Genomic DNA, 16,542 nt, shown 5'->3' with positions numbered 1-16,542 from the left:
CCTAGTGCGCCGCGCCCCATGACAGGCCGGTGCCGATTTCCACGCCCAGCGGCACGGTGAGCTTGACCGCTGGTTCTGCCGCCGTCGCCATCACCCGCTCGATCACAGGCTTTGCCGCAGCCACGTCTGCCTCGGGCAGTTCAAACACCAGTTCGTCGTGCACCTGCAGCAGCATCTTCACGTGGCCCAGCCCCGCTTCGGTCAGAGCCGGCATCATGCGGGCCATCGCCCGCTTGATGATGTCGGCACTGGTACCCTGGATCGGCGCGTTGATCGCGGCGCGCTCGCTGCCTTGGCGCTCGGCCTGGTTCTTGGAGTTGATGCGCGGGAACCACGTCTTGCGGCCGAACAGCGTCTGCGAATAGCCGCACTCACGCACGCTCTCGAGCGTCTCGTGGATGTAGCGCTGGATGCCGGGGAAGCGTTCGAAGTAGCGGTCGATCATCGCCTGAGCCTCGTCCGCACTGACGCCGAGACGTCCGCCAAGGCCCCAACGGCTGATGCCGTAGAGGATGGCGAAGTTGATCGTCTTGGCGCGGCCGCGCGTATCGCGGTCCACCGTGCCGAACATCTCCATCGCAGTGCGCGCGTGGATGTCTTCGCCAGCAGCGAAAGCCTCCTTGAGCGCCGGGACATCGGCCATGTGCGCGGCGAGGCGCAGCTCGATCTGGCTGTAGTCGGCGGCAAGCAGCACGTTTCCGGGCTCTGCCACGAAAGCATCGCGAATCTGGCGCCCGATCTCGGTGCGGATCGGGATGTTCTGGAGATTCGGCTCGTTGGACGAGAGGCGTCCGGTCTGTGCCCCGACAAGGCTGTAGCTGGTGTGGACGCGCCCGGTATCGGGGTTGATCGCGGCCTGCAGTGCATCGGTGTAGGTCGATTTCAGCTTGGACAGCTGGCGCCATTCCAGCACCAGCGTGGCGACTTCGGCCCCTTGCGCGGCAAGGCCTTCGAGCACCGACTGGTCTGTCGAATACTGGCCGGTCTTGCCCTTCTTGCCGCCCTTGTAGCCAAGCTTGTCGAACAGCACTTCGCCAAGCTGCTTGGGACTGCCGATGGTAAATGCCATGCCCGCCGCTTCGTGGATCACGCCTTCGAGGCGGGCGATCTGGGTGGCGAATTCGGACGAGAGCCCCGCAAGGCGCTCGCGATCGACCTTGATGCCGTTGCGCTCCATCATCGCGACGACGGGCACGAGCGGCCGATCAACCTTCTGATAGATGCGCATGCCGCCCTCCTCCACCAGCCGGGGCTGGAACAGGCGGTGGAGGCGCCAGGTCACGTCAGCGTCTTCGGCGGCATAGCGCGTGGCATCCGCCAGTGGCACTTCGGCGAAGGAAATCGCCTTCTTGCCCGTGCCGCAAAGATCCTTGAACTTCATCGTGGTGTGCAGCAGGTGCCGTTCGGACAATTCGTCCATGCCGTGCCCGGCAAGGCCCACTTCGCCCCGGCCCGCATCGAGGCAGAAGCTCATCACCATGGTATCGTCGATGGGCGCGACCATGATGCCATGTCGGGCAAGGATGTTGAGGTCGTACTTGATGTTCTGGCCGACCTTGAGCACCGCATCGCTTTCCAGCAGCGGCTTCAGCGCGGCAAGCGCTTCGGCGCGATCCACCTGCACCGGCTTTTCCGCGAACATGTCCTGCCCGCCGTGTCCGAGCGGAATGTAGCAGGCATCGTTGGGGCCAAGCGCAAGGCTTACGCCGACCAGATCGGCGCGCATCGCATCAAGCGCGCTTGTTTCGGTGTCGACCGCCACAACCCGCGCGGCAAAGGCACGCGCGATCCACTGCTGGAGCTCGCCGATCGACTGTATGCAGGCATAAGTCGAGAGATCGGGCGCGGGCCACGTGGGCAGTGGCTGGCGATTGCCGTCCTGCGTCGTGGCGGGGGCCGCCGCCTTGTTCTCGGGCTTGGCGGGATTGAGCTGCGTCTTCGGACCCGGGCTGCCCTTGCCGTCATCGAGGCGGCGCAGAAGGCTGGTGAAGCCATGCTCTTCGAGGAAGGCTGCCAATGGTTCGCGGGGAATCTGGCCAAGCGCGAAGTCTTCGATCGGGATCGGCAGCGGGCAGTCTTCCTTGAGCTGGACCAGCACGCGCGAGAGACGCGCCATGTCCGCCTGCTCGATCAGGCTTTCGCGCAGCTTGCCCGGCTTCATCGTCGGCGCGGCGGCAAGGGCTGATTCGAGATCTCCGTGTTCCTGAATCAGCTTCGTCGCGGTCTTTGGGCCGATGCCGCGGATTCCGGGCACGTTGTCGACCGAATCACCCATCAGGGCGAGGACGTCGCCGACCTTCTCGGGCGGGACGCCGAACTTCTCGACCACTTCGGGCACATCGATGCGCAGGTTCTTCATCGTGTCGAGCATATCGACGCAGCCGCCGCCTGTGCCGCACTTGCCGACAAGCTGCATCAGGTCCTTGTCGGACGAGACGATCGTGACGTCCCAGCCGCGCAGCGTGGCGGCGCGGGCGTAGGAGGCGATGAGATCGTCAGCCTCGAGGGCGTCTTCCTCGATGCAGGCGAGGCTGAACGCCCGTGTCGCATCGCGGATCAGCGGGAACTGCGGGACCAGGTCCTCGGGCGGCGGGGGACGGTTGGCCTTGTACTGGTCGTAAAGATCGTTGCGGAACGAGGTACCGGCCTTGTCGAGAATCACCGCGAGGTGCGTCGGGCCATCGGCCTTGTGCAGATCCTCTGCCAGTTTCCACAGCATCGTCGTGTAGCCGTAGACTGCTCCGACGGGCGTTCCCGCCGGATTCGTCAGGGGCGGCAGGCGATGGTAGGCGCGGAAGATGTAGGCCGACCCGTCGACCAGATAGAGATGCTGCTTTTCGTCCATCGGAAGGTGTTAGCAGGGCCGGAGGGCTGCGTCATGGGGGTTGCAGGAGGAACTCTCAGCAACGTTCCGACGTATGCGCAGGTCGGCTCAACGCACGGAAATCCGGCAAAAAAAAGGCATAGCGGGCCGCACAGGACGCAGCCTGCGACAGAATGCTTACGTCTTGTGCTTGCAACGCGATGAATTGCCGATTAATTGGGTCGCGAAGTCTACCGGCTGAGTAGGCTTTGCGGCGGGCTGCTTGCCCGGCGCTGTTCACTTCAATCCAGGGATTGTAACGCATGCGCAAGCTCATCCTCGCCGCTGTCGCCGGCACCGCCTTCGCTCTCGCTGGCTGCTCGGAAAAGCCGGCTGCTGAAGCCACCGAAGCTGCTGTTGAAGCAACCGACGCTGCAACCGACGTCGCTGCTGACGCTTCGGGCACCGCTTCGGAAGCCGCCGCTGACGCGAGCGAAGCTGCTTCGATGTAATTCCCGCCCGCAAGGGCAGGTTACACGAGATAGAGGGGGCGTGGTCTTCGGACCGCGCCCCTTTCGCTTTTCTGGCCTTGTGATGACGACGTAGCGCCAGAACGCGTCCCACGCATGACAACGCCTTCGAGGGAGACGTTCCCTGCGTCAGTTACCCGAACTTGGGAAACGCATCAGCGGCGGCGGACAAGGTCCTGCGTGCTCTTGGCAAGCGGCGCGCTGTAACCGTCATAGATCGTGCGCATCATCCGCGCGATGAGACCGGCATGGGCGGCATGCCCTTCAGGCCCGGTGACGAAGAACACTACCGCAAGATGACGCCCGTCGGGCAGGCGAACGATGCCCACATCGTCAGTCACTCCGGCGAGCGTGCCAGTCTTGTGCGCAACCAGCGTACCTTCGGGGAGGCCCGCCCGGATGCGGTTCTTGCCGGTGCTGGTCCGGGTCATCGTATCGAGCAGGACGGCACGGCTTTCGGGGCTCAGGGCACCGCCCCTGTCGATTGCAGAGAGCAGCGCGAGCATGGCGCGCGGCGTGCTCGACGTCTTCACGTCGATCACGCGAGCCGGATCTACCCTGCCATCGTCGCGGACCAGCGTGGCCATGGTGTGATCCAACCGCTGACCGACGATCCCCTTGGCCGAAAGCCAGCGGTTGACCTTCTCATACCCGCCGACTGCATGGATCAGCCCGTCGGTCGCCTCGTTGTGGCTGCGCGTGATCATCAGTTCCATCAGGCTCTGCGCTGTCATCACGCTGCCTGAACGGAGTGGTGCCTCCGCGCTCCGCGCTCCCGTTTCCCGCACCGGGATCATCATCGGAAACTGCTGGTCGAGCCGGAACGTGCCCTTTTCAACCTGATCAAGGAACGTGGCGGCAACTGCCACCTTGGCCGTGCTGGCCATGGGGAACGGCATGTCCGCATTCACGAAGATCTGTCCGCCCCCGTCAAGATCCATCGCGGCAACGCCGATGCGGCCGCGCCCTTCGGCGGCGATGGCTGCGACCTGCTGCTGGATCGCGAGATCGCGCTGGTCCTGCTGGGTCAGCGTCGCCCGGCTCTGCACCGCAGGGACGGTAGCGACGAGCGCGGGAGCTGCGACCATGAGTGCAGCGATGATTCTAGCGGTGCGGAACTTCATGCCCTTGCTGTACCCCGACCCCGGTTTATCCGTCTTTAACGTAAGTAACGCATTGCGAATCGTTGGCAAAGTGCCTTTCCGAGCACCTCGGCGCGCCTGATGCGCAGGTTGGCGCAATGTCGGGAACCGGATTGAGACCCGCATGTTCGCCCTGCCGATTCGCGCTGGACTTTAATCGATCGGTTAAGGATAGTGTCTTCAACCGGCGCCGTGACGCCGGAGCTGGAGATGCAATGGAAGGGCTGCTTGAAGCCGTCATGGCGCGCGCAGGCGTGGTGGGTCCGATCAGCGGACTGCAGCGGCTGTCGGGCGGCGCCAACATGGAATCGTGGGTGTTCGGCTGTGGCGATGCGCGTTTCGTCCTGCGCCGCGCACCTTCGGCGGAATGGATCGCGGGGCGAGCGCTGAACATGGCGGGCGAGGCCGAACTGATCCGCCGTGCCCATGCCGCAGGCGTCCGCGCACCCGAAGTCGTGGCCGAACTTGCAGCCGAAGACGCCTTGGGCATCGGCTTCATCATGCGCTGCCTGCCGGGCACAGCCGATCCTGAAGTGGCCCTCACCTCCCCTCCGGACCTTGCAAACGATCTCGCAAAGGCGATGGCAGGCATTCACGCGCTCGATCCCGCTGGGCTGGAATTCCTGCCGCGCCTGCTCCCCGCCGATGGCGTGGAGGGGCTGGCACAGCAGTTTGCGGATGCTGGCGGGGACCGGCCGGTCATCGCACTCGGTCTCGCCTGGCTGCGCGCCAACCTTCCCCCGCCCGCTCCACTGGTAGTGGTCCACGGCGATTTCCGCATCGGCAATCTCATGGTCGAGAACGGGCGCCTTTCGGGCGTGCTCGACTGGGAGCTGGCACACCTTGGCGATGGCCACGAAGACCTCGCTTATGGCTGCATGACCGTCTGGCGCTTCGGTCGGCTGGACAAACAGGGCTTCGGCCTGACCGATGTCACCAGTCTCGCCCGTGCCTATGAGTCTGCAGGTGGCGAGCCGTTCGACGCGGCCCGGTTCCGCTTCTGGCTGGTCTATCGCACCGTGTGGTGGGCGCTGGGTTGTCTGGCGATGGGCCGGTCCTGGCGCGAAGGCACCGACAGGTCGCTCGAACGCGTGGTCGTGGCACGCCGCTGCGCCGAACAGGAGCTCGACCTCCTGCTACTGCTGGAAAGCGAAGCGCCGGAAGTGGAGCGGGACAGGCCATTGCCAACCCCTGACCCTGTCCCGAACGCGGGCAATGGCGAACCTTCAGCAGCTGAAATTCTCACCGCGGTCTCCGAATGGCTTGCCGCAACGGTGAAAGAGAAGCTGGCCGGGCGCGAGCGCTGGGAACTCGCGGTCGCACAGAATGCGCTGGGCATCGTCCGTCGTGAACTCGCAGTTCGTGCCAATCCTGCAGACAAGGCGCTTGCCGATGACCTGCTGGCAGGGCGCAAGTCGCTCGCCACCCCCGGCCTGCTCGCCACCTTGCGCACCCGCGTGCTTTCCACGCTCACGGCCGACATGCCCAAGTACCCGGCGCTTGCCGCCGCAGCCAAGCTCTGGGAGCACCACTGATGGACTTCGATCTTCCCGCCGATCTCGTCGCCTACCTTGCCGAACTCGATGCCTTCATCGAGGCCGAGATCAAGCCGCTCGAGCAGGCGGACGACAACATCCGCTTCTTCGACCACCGCCGCGAATGGGCGCGCACCGATTTCGACAACGGGGGCCTGCCCCGCCACGAATGGGAGGCGCTGCTGGTCGAGGCGACCCGCCTCGCCGATGCCGCCGGACACTGGCGCTTCTCAGCGCCCAAGAAGTACGGCGGCAAGGACGGCCAGAACCTGTGGATGGCCGTGATCCGCGAGCATTTTGCCGCCAAGGGCCTTGGCCTGCACAACGACCTACAGAACGAGCATTCGATCGTCGGCAACTTTCCGTTCGTGAACATGTTCGAGCATTTCGGCACGGCTGAACAGCAGCAAGAATTCATCAACGGCGGCTTCGCCCGCACCCGCCGCACCGCCTTCGGCCTGACCGAGCCGAACCACGGCTCGGATGCCACCCACATGGAAACCCGCGCCGTGCCCGAGACTCGCGATGGCGTGCCCGGCTGGCGTATCGATGGCGAGAAGATGTGGACCACCGGCATGCACGTGGCGACCCACTGCGCCACCTTCGCCCGCACCAGTGGCGAGAACGGCGATGCACGCGGGATCACCTGCTTCCTCGTGCCCAATCCCACCGAAGGTCTTGTCATCGAGGAATACCTGTGGACCTTCAACATGCCGACCGACCATCCCCGCGTGTCGTTCACCAATGTCTGGGTGCCTGAATCCGCAATCCTCGGTCCCATCGGCGGCGGCCTCGCCATCGCGCAGAGCTTCGTGCACCAGAATCGCATCCGGCAGGCGGCGTCATCGCTTGGTGCGGCGACCTTCTGCGTCGAGGAATCGGTGCGTTATGCGCGCGAGCGCAAGCCGTTCGGCGAGGAGTTGGCCCGCAATCAGGCAATTCAGTTTCCGCTGGTGGAACTCGCCACCCAGTGCGAGATGCTGCGCCTGCTGATCCGCAAGACCGCCTGGGCGATGGACCAGCTCGAAGCCGAAGAGGGCGGGCACAAGCGGATCGAGCGCGAACTGTCCGACAAGGTCTCGATGTGCAACTACTGGGCGAATCGGCTGGTCTGCGAAGCGGCAGACCGCGCGATGCAGGTCCACGGCGGCATCGGCTATTCGCGGCACAAGCCGTTCGAACACATCTACCGCCACCACCGCCGCTACCGCATCACCGAGGGCGCGGAGGAAATCCAGATGCGCAAGGTGGGCGCGTTCCTGTTCGGCTACCTCGGACCGCGCAAGGGCCAGTTCGGTTAAAGGGGCGCTGCCCCAAGGCAGGGCTGTCCTCGCCTGCCAAAGCTTGGCATAGCAGCCGCGATGAACAGCGTCCTTGCCTCGGCGATTGCCATGACCGTGATCGTCGCGGTGCGCTACCTGATCACCAGCGGCCTGTTCGCATGGGCCACGCACAAGGTCCGCCCCGGCCACTACACCGGGCTGGAGCGCCAGATTCGCTCGGAAATCACATGGAGCCTTGCCACGGCGGCCATCTATGGCGTGCCCGCCGGCGTCGTCGCGTGGGGCTGGCAGCAGCGCGGCTGGACCCGGATCTACACCGATCCGCAAAGCTATCCGCTGTGGTGGATGCCGGTCTCGCTGCTGCTCTACCTGCTGATCCATGACACATGGTTCTACTGGACCCACCGCTGGATGCACCGCCCGGTGGTGTTCCGGCACATCCACGCGATTCACCACGCCAGCCGCCCGCCAACAGCATGGGCGGCGATGAACTTCCACCCCATCGAGGCGGCCATCGTCTCGTTGCTGATCCCTGCGCTGGTTTTCGTCATCCCGATCCATGCCGGGATGCTGGGGCTGGTTCTGCTGGTGATGACGGTGATGGGCGTGACCAATCACATGGGCTGGGAGATGTTCCCCGGCTGGCTTGTTCATTCCCGGGCAGGGAACTGGCTGATAACGGCAAGCCACCACCATCGCCATCACGAGCAATATCGCTGCAACTACGGTCTCTACTTTCGCCACTGGGACCGGCTGTGCGGCACAGACAAGGGACTGTCCGCACCATGAAGCGCTCCTCCATCCTGTTGGCCCTGCTGCTTGCAGGCAATGCTCCAGCGCCGACCACGATCACCGTGGACCTGACCGGACTTCGCAACACCAAGGGCATGGTCTGGCTGTGCATGAGCGCCAACCCCAAGCTCTTTCCCGAAGGCTGCGACAAGGACCCCAATCGCCGCACCGCATCGATGAAAGCGGACCAGCCCGGCCCGCTGGTGATCCGCGATGTCATGCCGGGGCGCTACGCCATCGTTCTCCTCCATGACGAGAACGGGAACAAGAAGATGGACAAGACGCTGTTCCTGCCAAAGGAAGGCTTCGGCTTCTCGCGCGATGCACCGGTCCGGATGTCGGCGCCCAAGTTCGAAGCGGCAGCCTTTGACGTCACCGGCGGCGCGCCCGTTCGCATGAAGATGAAAGTCCGATACCTGTAGTGCCAGAAGCGCAAGTCCCACCGGAAACCAAGCCTTCAGGGAGCGCACTCGCGCCATTCCGCTATCCCACCTTCCGCGCGATCTGGACCGCGAACCTGTTCTCGAACATCGGTTCGATGATCCAGTCGGTCGGTGCGGCCTGGCTGATGACCGAGCTTACACGGTCGCATGTGCTCGTTGCGCTGGTGCAGGCATCGGCCACGATTCCCATCCTGCTGCTGGGGATGTTCGCCGGCGCGATTGCCGACAATTACGACCGCCGCCGCGTGATGCTCGCCGCGCAAAGCGGGATGCTCGTCGTCTCGGCCGCGCTCGCGGTCCTGTCCTATACCGGCAACATCGGTCCATTGTCGCTTCTGGTGCTGACGCTCATGGTGGGCATGGGCACCGCGCTCAACGGCCCCGCGTGGCAGGCCTCGGTGCGCCTGCAGGTGGACCGGGCCGACTTGCCACAGGCGATCTCGCTCAACGCCATTTCGTTCAACCTTGCCCGCAGCGTTGGACCGGCACTTGGCGGCATTCTCATCTCGTTGTGGAGCACGAGCCTTGCCTTCGCATTTAATGCGGTCAGCTACGTCGGGATGATCGTGGTGCTGGCACGTTGGCGTCCGGAATCGCTTCCGCCGATGCGCGAGCCGATGATGGCTGCGATTGGACGCGGCATCCGCTTCTGTGCAGCCTCCTTGCCAATCCGCAAGGTGCTGCTGCGCGGTTTTGCCATCGGCTTCGGCGCAGCTGGCCTGCAGGCTCTGATGCCGAGCATTGCGCGCGACGTGCTGAAGGGCAGCGAACTGGACTACGGGCTGATGCTCGGCGGCTTCGGCATCGGCTCGATCGTGACGGCGCTGTGGATTTCCAAGGTGCGCCGGCGGCTTGGGAGCGAAGCGGTGGTGACGGCCGCAACCGTCATCTTCGCCGCGGCGCTGCTGCTGATGGCCTCTGCGACCAGCGTGCCTGTGGCAGTTGGCGCAGCCTTCATCGGCGGGATGGGCTGGGCCAGCGCGATGACCAGCCTCAACGTCGCGATGCAGTTGCGCAGCCCTGAAGACATCCTTGGCCGCTGTCTCTCAATCTATCAGGCTGTGACCTTCGGCGGCATGGCGCTAGGCGCCTGGGCATGGGGCAGCGTGGCAGACTTGTCCTCGCTGACGACCGCGCTGCACTTTGCGGCAGGCTGGCTGGTCCTGTCTCTTGCCATGCATTTTTTTGCGCCTATGCCGACGCGCGAGGAAGGGCGGCTCGATGCCGTCCCCGATGCCAGACGCTGATAGCCGGAGCCCACGATGACCGACGCCCGCCCCCTGCGCTCGCTGCTCTACATGCCCGCGAGCAACCCGCGCGCCATCGCCAAGGCGCGCAGCCTCGATTGCGATGCGGTGGCGCTCGATCTGGAAGATGCGGTTGCGCCAGAAGCAAAGGCCGATGCGCGCGCCGCACTGGTCGCGGAGGCACAAGCCGGAGGGTTCGGCCACCGCAGGCTGATTGCCCGGATCAATGCCCTGTCGACACCGTGGGGGCACGACGATCTGACCGCCCTTGCCTCAGCCCCGGTCGAAGCGATCCTTGCGCCGAAAGTCGATGACGCAGGCGATGTCGAGGCACTGTCGCATGCCATGGACGCTGCAGGCTTTTCCGCAGACGTGGCGCTGTGGGTGATGATCGAAACGCCGCGCGCGGTGCTGGCGCTTGAACGCATTGCGGCTTGTGCAGGTCGCACCCGGCTGGCGGGCTTCGTGCTCGGCCTCAACGATCTGGCCAAGGACAGCGGCATTGCCCAGCTACCGGGGCGTGGAGCGTTCCTTCCCGTGCTGACCATTGCCGTCCTCGCCGCACGCGCGCACGGCCTCGTCATCCTTGATGGCGTCTGCAACGCGATCGACGACACGGCCCGGCTCGAAGCGGAGTGCGAGCAGGCGCGCGATTCGGGGTTTGATGGCAAGACCCTCATTCACCCCGCGCAACTTGAACCCTGCAATCGCATTTTCGCACCGACCGCCACCGATGTCGCCGAAGCGGAGGCAATTGTCGCGGCCTTTGCCGATCCTGCCAACGCAGGCCGTGGCGCCTTGCGCCTGAACGGAAAAATGGTGGAACTTCTGCATCTTGCGCAAGCCGAAAAGCTGCTTGCCACGGCAGCTGCCATCGCTGCCCGGTAACCTGCCGCAAGCCGCATTGGCGCAACTTAAGCACTTCTTCACAAAGTTGCGCCAGACCAGTTCCCGACAAATGGGATCTGGTGAGCGTGATGGATACTTTGCGTGGAATTGACCGTGACAGCGTCGAGGCGGAACTCGATCTGGCCGGATTCGAAGATGACGCGGCCAGCGAAGCGCCGCCCCCGGTTGTCGGCCAGGACGAGCGCCGCATGCAGGTGCGCGCCTACAACTACTGGGCAGGCCTGCTGGGCGACAATTCGTTCCCGCCGGTCGCCTCGCTGCTGGCAGGCCACTACCCAGACTTCGCCGACAATCTGGTGCTGCTGCACTTCGACGAAGGCATCGATGATCCCGCGATCACGTTCCTTGGCACGAAACTGGGCGAAGAATGCGGCACCGAAAGCTCGATCGAGCGGCTGAGCCAGGTTCCGGGGCGTTCGCTGCTCTCGCGCATCACCGACCACTACATGCAGATCATCGCCAATCAGGCGCCGATCGGGTTCGAGGCCGAATTCGTAAACCAGCACGGCCGCACGATTCTCTATCGCGGCATCCTGCTGCCGTTCTCGTCCGACGGGTCGAAGATCGACTACATCATGGGCGCGATCAACTGGAAGGAGCTGGCCGATCAGGCGACGACCGACGAGCTTCTGCTGGAAATCGGTCAGGCGCTCGACACGGCCCCGATCAAGCAGCAGCCACGCCGCCCGCTGATCGCACCCAGCGATGCCTGGGCCGATGGCCCTGCCGCGCTCGATCTCGATGCCTTCCCCGAACCCGCCTTCGGGCTCGACGAAGACATCTTCCCGATGCCTCCGGCCGAAGACACGCCGGAACCCGAATCGCTGGCCGACTGGCTGGTATCGGCGCGCGAGATGGCGCTTGTCGCCAATTCCAGCGAGGACCGCACCCGCAGCGCGCTCTACGCCGCCATCGGCCGGGCATGGGACTTCGCGCTGGCCGCGCAGGGCGAGCCGGAAGAGTTTGCCGAACTGCTCGAGGACGCAGGCCTGACCATGCAGGAACGCGCGCCGATGACCCCGGTCGTCAAGCTCGTGTTCGGCGCAGACTACGACAAGACCCGCCTCACCGAATACGCCACCGCCCTGACCCATGCCCAGCGGATCAGCCTCGCCCGCGGCGAACTGGGCCAGTACCTGTCCGAAGCACCCGGCGGCCTCAAGGGCGTGATCAATGCCGAGCGCCGCCTGCGCCGCGAGGAAGCCGGCAAGGCTCTGGCCAAACGCGGGCCCGAGGCCCTGACCGAATCGCTGCGCGCCCTGCCTTCGCGCAAGGTCAGCGAGATTGCGCCGCCCGAGGGCGTGGAATTCGCCCTGGTCCTCGTGCGGCGTCTGGAAAATGGCGAAGTGGTAGCGCTCGGTGACCTGGCCGACGATGCCGCCTTGTTCGAGCGCGCCGCACGCCACCTTATCGGCTAGCGCATATGCCCCTGCGACCGCTTTGCGACATAGCGGTTGCCTGCTAGCCCTTGCCGCATGACAAGCACGACGAAGGGCAAGTGGCGCATGGGTTGGATCGGCTGGACGGCGACATGCCTCGTCCTGCTAGGGCTCGTCGGGTATTTTGCCTTCCGACATGCCCTGGAGAACAACGCTGTCGCCGTGCTCGACGGGGCCGACAGGCTGCTCAATGGGGGCGATGGTGCGATCCAGCTCGTGGCGCAGGCCCAGTTTGGCAACGACCCGGCGCAAAAGCTCGAAATGTTCGTGCCGCAGGGCACCAAGGGCACCTTGCCGATCGTCATGTTCGTCCACGGCGGCGGATGGTCGAGCGGCGATCCCCACGACTACCGCTTCATCGCCCGCACTCTCTGCGCGCGCGGCTATGCCGTGGTGCTCGCTGGTTACCGGCTCTACCCGCAGGCGAAGTATCCCGCGATGCTCGAAGACGGTGCCGCCGCAGTACGCTGGGTGCACGACAATGCGGCCAGGTTCCGTGGCGATCCGGCAAGGCTTGCCCTGATGGGCCACTCTGCCGGGGCCTATAACGTGGTCATGCTCTCGCTCGACCCGCAGTGGCTCAAGGCCGTCGGCCTCGAGACGAGCATCATTCGCGGCACGGTCTCGCTGGCAGGCCCGTTCGATTTCCTGCCGTTCGATACTCCCGCCACGATCCACAGCTTCGGCGATGCGCCTGATCCGTCGATGACCCAGCCGGTCAACTTCGCCCATGCCGGTGCGCCACCGCTGCTGCTCGTCACCGGGGATGCCGACACGCGAGTCAAGCCGCGCAACTCCAAGGCCCTTGCGCGGCGGATGACCGAAGCCGGAGCGCCGACGCAGCCGGTCCTGCTCGATGGCGTCAGCCACGAGATGATAATCATGATGTTCGCCCGCCCCTTCACGCGCGACACCCGCGCGCTCGACGCAGTGCTGCCATTCCTCACGAAGGTGACGGCACCTTCAGTTGCGGTTCAGGCGCAGGGCGGATAGTCCCGCCATCGTGACGCGCAAACGCTCTGCCCCATTCCTGACGACGTTCCTGAGCCGCCTTGTCGCGGCGTTCGTGGCGCTGTCGCTGTGCCTGCAGCCGGCCACCGCGCAATCGGTGCTGCGTGATGCCGAGACCGAAGCGCTGTTCCGCGATGCCTCGGCCCCGATCTTCAAGGCGGCGGGCTTCAATCCCAATGCGGTTGACCTGATCCTGCTCAACGACGGCTCGATCAACGCCTTCGTCGCGGGCGGACAGGCGATCTACATCCATTCGGGACTCATCGGCGCGGCCGACAACGTGAACGAGCTGCAGGGCGTGATCGCCCACGAACTCGGCCACATCACCGGCGGCCACGTCATCCGCTTCGACGAAGGCCTCAAGCCCGCAACCGGCATCACCGTGCTTTCGCTGCTGCTCGGCGGATTGGCTGCCGCAGCGGGATCGCCCGACGCGGCGCTTGGCGTGTTCATGGCCGGGCAGCAGGCAGCACTGGGCAAGTTCCTCGCTTTCAGCCGCGCGCAGGAAAGCTCGGCCGACGCGGCGGGCGCGCAGTTCCTGTCCAAGGCCGGCATTTCCGGGCGCGGCTCGATCGAATTCTTCAAGAAGCTGCAGAATCAGGAATTCCGCTACGGCTTCAGCCGTCGCAGCAATCCCGATGCGGAGTTCTACAGCACCCACCCGATGACCGCAGACCGCCTGACCACGCTGCAGGACACCTACGAGAAGGACCCGGCGTGGAACACCCCGCCGCCTGCGGAGCTGCAGGCCCGGTTCCTGCGGGTAAAGGCCAAGCTCTATGGCTATCTGGCCGAGCCGCAAGACACGCTGCGCGCCTATCCCGAATACTTGACCGACGTTCCCGCGCGCTACGCCCGGGCCTATGCCTTCCACAAGGAAGCCTTCGTCGACAAGGCTTTGGACGAGACCAAGGCGCTTATCGCCAGCGATCCTGCCAACCCCTACTTCCTTGAACTGGAAGGGCAGATCCTGCTGGAATCGGGTCGCCCCGCCGAAGCGGTCGAGCCGCTGCGCAAGGCGACGCAGATGACCAACAACGAGCCGCTGATCGCCACCACTTTCGGCCATGCCCTGATCGCCACAGAGGACAAGGACAACTTTGCCGAGGCCGAGAAGGTGCTCAAGACCTCGGTCGCGCGCGACAAGGACAACCCGTTCACATGGTACCAGCTCGGCGTGGTCTACGAGGCCAAGGGCGACATCCCCCGCGCACGGCTTGCCAGCGCCGAGCAGCAGCTGATGAACATGCAACTGGGCGAGGCCGTGCGAAGTGCCGAAGCAGCCGAAAGCGCCTTGCCCAAGGGCACGCCCGACTGGCTCCGCGCGCAGGACATTGCGATGTCGGCCCGCGCGATGATGGAACGCCAGAAGAAATCGCGCTAGGCACCACACAATGTCAGAGACCCAACCCCGCCGCCTCGGTGCATTTGCCGCCGTAGCCCTGCTTTTCGCCGCAGGAGGCGCAGCTCTGGGCTGGTGGTACGAGCACCGCTCGATCGCTGCCACGCAAAGCGAGGACGCCCAGCTTGAAGCCTCGCTCGCCAGCGCCGGGATCGATGGCAAGGAACGCGCCGCCATCGAAGGGCTGGTGCGCTCCTACATTCTCGAACACCCCGAAGTCCTGCCCGAAGCGATGGAACGCCTGCAGGAGCGGGAAGCCTCGGCCCGCATCGCTCCGATGCGCGGCGCGCTCGAAACGCCATTCCCCGGCGCGGTCCTCGGCAACCCGAACGGCAAGGTCACGCTGGTCGAATTCACCGATTTTGCCTGCACTTATTGCCGCCAGAGCGTGAAGGCGCTCGATGGCCTGATCGCGAAGAATCCCGATCTGCGCGTCGTCGTGCGAGAACTGCCGATCATCGCGCCCGAAAGCGCGCCCGCCGCGCGCATGGCCCTCGCCGCCGCCGCGCAAGGGCGGTACCCGGCCTACCACAAGGCGATGTTCGAGGGCGCGCGCCCTTCGGACGAGAGCATTGCAGCTGCAGCTGGCGTTGCCGGGCTGGATCTTGCCGCCGCACGCAGCTTTGCCGCGCGGCCCGATGTCGAGGAAGAGCTCAAGCGCAACCTGCAGATGGCCCGCCAGCTCGGCATCAACGGAACGCCCGCATGGATCATCGGCGACCAGCTGGTCCACGGTGCCGTCCCCGCCGAAGACCTGCAGGCCGCAATCGATGCCGCACGCAAGGGTTAGGTCGCACTAGCCTAGCCCCCTTCGAACGGTTACAAACCTTTTCATGGCCGCGCTGCCGTTCAGACCAACGCCGTTCTTCGGCAACAAGAACCGAGCCTTCTGGCGCCTGCAGTTCATGGGCTGGGGCGGCGCGATGCTGCTGCGTGCGATGTCCTCCATCGCCAATGCGCAGCCGTGGTCATTCCTCGTCATCGTGGTGATCGCCACGATCACCGGCTTCTCGATCTCGCTGATCCTCTCTGTGATCTACCGCGCGCTGATCAACCGGCGGCCGATCGTGACCTGGGGTGTGACGGCCATCGCGATGTCGGTCGCGGTGGGCCTCTATGCCTTCATCGATTCATGGGTGATCAGCCTCTACCGGCAGGGCGGCGATGCCAGCTTCGCGCAGCTGTTCCTCGGCGTGTTCTACCTCGACCTTACGCTCGTGATCTCGTGGACCGGCCTCTATTACGCGATCAACTTCTTCCTGCAGGTGGAAGAGCAGAACGACCAGCTGATGCGGCTCGAAGCGCAGGCAACCTCTGCCCAGCTGGCCATGCTTCGCTACCAGCTCAACCCGCACTTCCTGTTCAACACGCTGAATTCGATCTCCACGCTGGTCCTGCTCAAGCAGACCGAGCCTGCCAACGCGATGCTTTCGCGCCTGTCCTCGTTCCTGCGCTACACGCTGGTCAACGAGCCGACCGCGCGGGTGACTGTGGCGCAGGAGATCGAGACGCTGAAGCTCTACCTCGATATCGAGCGGATGCGCTTCGAGGAGCGGCTGCGCACCGAATTCCGCATCGACGATGCCGTGCGCAGCGGGCTGATGCCCTCGCTGTTGCTGCAGCCGCTGGTCGAGAACGCGATCAAGTATGCCGTCAGCCCGATGGAATATGGCGCGGAAATTACCGTGGAGGCGCAACTCGTCGGCCCGATGCTGCGGGTCACCGTGTCCGATACCGGACCGGGCTTGCCACCGGGCACCGATCCTTCAAGCGTGTTTGGCGTGAGCAGCGACAGCACCGGCATCGGACTTGCAAACATCCGCGATCGTCTAGTTCAGGCCTATGGCGAGAACCAGCGGTTCGACATCTCCAACCGCCCGGAAGGGGGTTTCCAGGTCGTGCTCGAACTGCCGTTCGAGGCGAAGGCAGAGCCGGTCCCGGCCACTCCTGTCCGGCGTTCTGGCATGATCGGCGTGGGGGTCGGCGCATGAAAGCGGGAACCGACT

At 64.9% G+C, this 16,542-nt stretch carries 15 protein-coding genes; 12 read left to right on the top strand and 3 right to left on the bottom strand.

Annotation, left to right across the window (positions count from 1 at the left end; translation table 11 throughout):
- Position 1 precedes the first annotated feature (1 nt).
- Positions 2 to 2,845 (bottom strand): DNA polymerase I, encoded by a 2,844-nt coding sequence (polA, locus tag ACZ1JW_RS07185; RefSeq protein WP_465142476.1) that lies wholly within the window; start codon positions 2,843 to 2,845, stop codon positions 2 to 4.
- A gap of 55 nt (positions 2,846 to 2,900) precedes the next feature.
- Positions 2,901 to 3,128: a hypothetical protein gene (locus ACZ1JW_RS07180; RefSeq protein WP_465124198.1), complete on the bottom strand. Its 228-nt coding sequence runs from the start codon at positions 3,126 to 3,128 to the stop codon at positions 2,901 to 2,903.
- Here ACZ1JW_RS07180 and ACZ1JW_RS07175 point away from each other — a divergent pair.
- The gene (locus tag ACZ1JW_RS07175; protein ID WP_465124199.1) at positions 3,127 to 3,315 is read left to right on the top strand and encodes a hypothetical protein; all 189 of its coding nucleotides are present in this window, start codon (positions 3,127 to 3,129) and stop codon (positions 3,313 to 3,315) included. The two genes, ACZ1JW_RS07180 and ACZ1JW_RS07175, sit on opposite strands and share 2 nt — an antisense overlap.
- A 173-nt stretch (positions 3,316 to 3,488) precedes the next feature.
- Here ACZ1JW_RS07175 and ACZ1JW_RS07170 read toward each other — a convergent pair whose 3' ends face one another.
- Positions 3,489 to 4,457, bottom strand: coding sequence for a serine hydrolase (locus ACZ1JW_RS07170; RefSeq protein WP_465124200.1), 969 nt, complete (start codon positions 4,455 to 4,457; stop codon positions 3,489 to 3,491).
- Between the two features lie 233 nt (positions 4,458 to 4,690).
- On the opposite strand from ACZ1JW_RS07170, the gene ACZ1JW_RS07165 reads away from it, so the two are divergent.
- From ACZ1JW_RS07165 to ACZ1JW_RS07115, 11 genes are all read left to right on the top strand, one after another.
- Complete coding sequence (locus ACZ1JW_RS07165) at positions 4,691 to 6,010, top strand: phosphotransferase (protein WP_465142475.1); 1,320 nt, start codon at positions 4,691 to 4,693, stop codon at positions 6,008 to 6,010.
- Positions 6,010 to 7,311 carry an acyl-CoA dehydrogenase family protein gene (locus ACZ1JW_RS07160; protein WP_465142474.1) on the top strand — a complete coding sequence of 434 codons (1,302 nt, stop codon included), beginning with the start codon at positions 6,010 to 6,012 and terminating at the stop codon, positions 7,309 to 7,311. The genes ACZ1JW_RS07165 and ACZ1JW_RS07160 overlap by 1 nt, the downstream gene beginning before the upstream one ends.
- Positions 7,312 to 7,371: 60 nt before the next feature.
- The gene (locus ACZ1JW_RS07155) at positions 7,372 to 8,082 is read left to right on the top strand and encodes a sterol desaturase family protein (protein ID WP_465124204.1); all 711 of its coding nucleotides are present in this window, start codon (positions 7,372 to 7,374) and stop codon (positions 8,080 to 8,082) included.
- Positions 8,079 to 8,507 carry a DUF2141 domain-containing protein gene (locus tag ACZ1JW_RS07150; protein WP_465124205.1) on the top strand — a complete coding sequence of 143 codons (429 nt, stop codon included), beginning with the start codon at positions 8,079 to 8,081 and terminating at the stop codon, positions 8,505 to 8,507. The genes ACZ1JW_RS07155 and ACZ1JW_RS07150 overlap by 4 nt, the downstream gene beginning before the upstream one ends.
- Positions 8,507 to 9,775 carry an MFS transporter gene (locus ACZ1JW_RS07145; protein ID WP_465142473.1) on the top strand — a complete coding sequence of 423 codons (1,269 nt, stop codon included), beginning with the start codon at positions 8,507 to 8,509 and terminating at the stop codon, positions 9,773 to 9,775. The genes ACZ1JW_RS07150 and ACZ1JW_RS07145 overlap by 1 nt, the downstream gene beginning before the upstream one ends.
- A 15-nt stretch (positions 9,776 to 9,790) precedes the next feature.
- Entirely contained in the window at positions 9,791 to 10,663 is an 873-nt protein-coding gene (locus ACZ1JW_RS07140; RefSeq protein WP_465124207.1) for an HpcH/HpaI aldolase/citrate lyase family protein, read from the top strand.
- A gap of 89 nt (positions 10,664 to 10,752) precedes the next feature.
- Positions 10,753 to 12,102 carry a PAS domain-containing protein gene (locus ACZ1JW_RS07135; protein WP_465142743.1) on the top strand — a complete coding sequence of 450 codons (1,350 nt, stop codon included), beginning with the start codon at positions 10,753 to 10,755 and terminating at the stop codon, positions 12,100 to 12,102.
- A 57-nt stretch (positions 12,103 to 12,159) separates the two neighbouring features.
- The gene (locus tag ACZ1JW_RS07130) at positions 12,160 to 13,116 is read left to right on the top strand and encodes an alpha/beta hydrolase (protein ID WP_465142472.1); all 957 of its coding nucleotides are present in this window, start codon (positions 12,160 to 12,162) and stop codon (positions 13,114 to 13,116) included.
- A gap of 49 nt (positions 13,117 to 13,165) precedes the next feature.
- Complete coding sequence (locus tag ACZ1JW_RS07125) at positions 13,166 to 14,518, top strand: M48 family metalloprotease (RefSeq protein ID WP_465142742.1); 1,353 nt, start codon at positions 13,166 to 13,168, stop codon at positions 14,516 to 14,518.
- A 10-nt stretch (positions 14,519 to 14,528) separates the two neighbouring features.
- Positions 14,529 to 15,326 carry a DsbA family protein gene (locus ACZ1JW_RS07120; protein WP_465124209.1) on the top strand — a complete coding sequence of 266 codons (798 nt, stop codon included), beginning with the start codon at positions 14,529 to 14,531 and terminating at the stop codon, positions 15,324 to 15,326.
- Between the two features lie 43 nt (positions 15,327 to 15,369).
- The gene (locus tag ACZ1JW_RS07115) at positions 15,370 to 16,527 is read left to right on the top strand and encodes a sensor histidine kinase (protein WP_465124210.1); all 1,158 of its coding nucleotides are present in this window, start codon (positions 15,370 to 15,372) and stop codon (positions 16,525 to 16,527) included.
- Positions 16,528 to 16,542: the final 15 nt, after the last annotated feature.

The sequence above is a fragment of the Novosphingobium sp. BL-A-28-Hi1-0D genome (assembly GCF_055521755.1).
The sequence above is the reverse complement of the archived record's forward strand: the minus strand, read 5'-3'. Positions and strand labels throughout refer to the sequence as shown.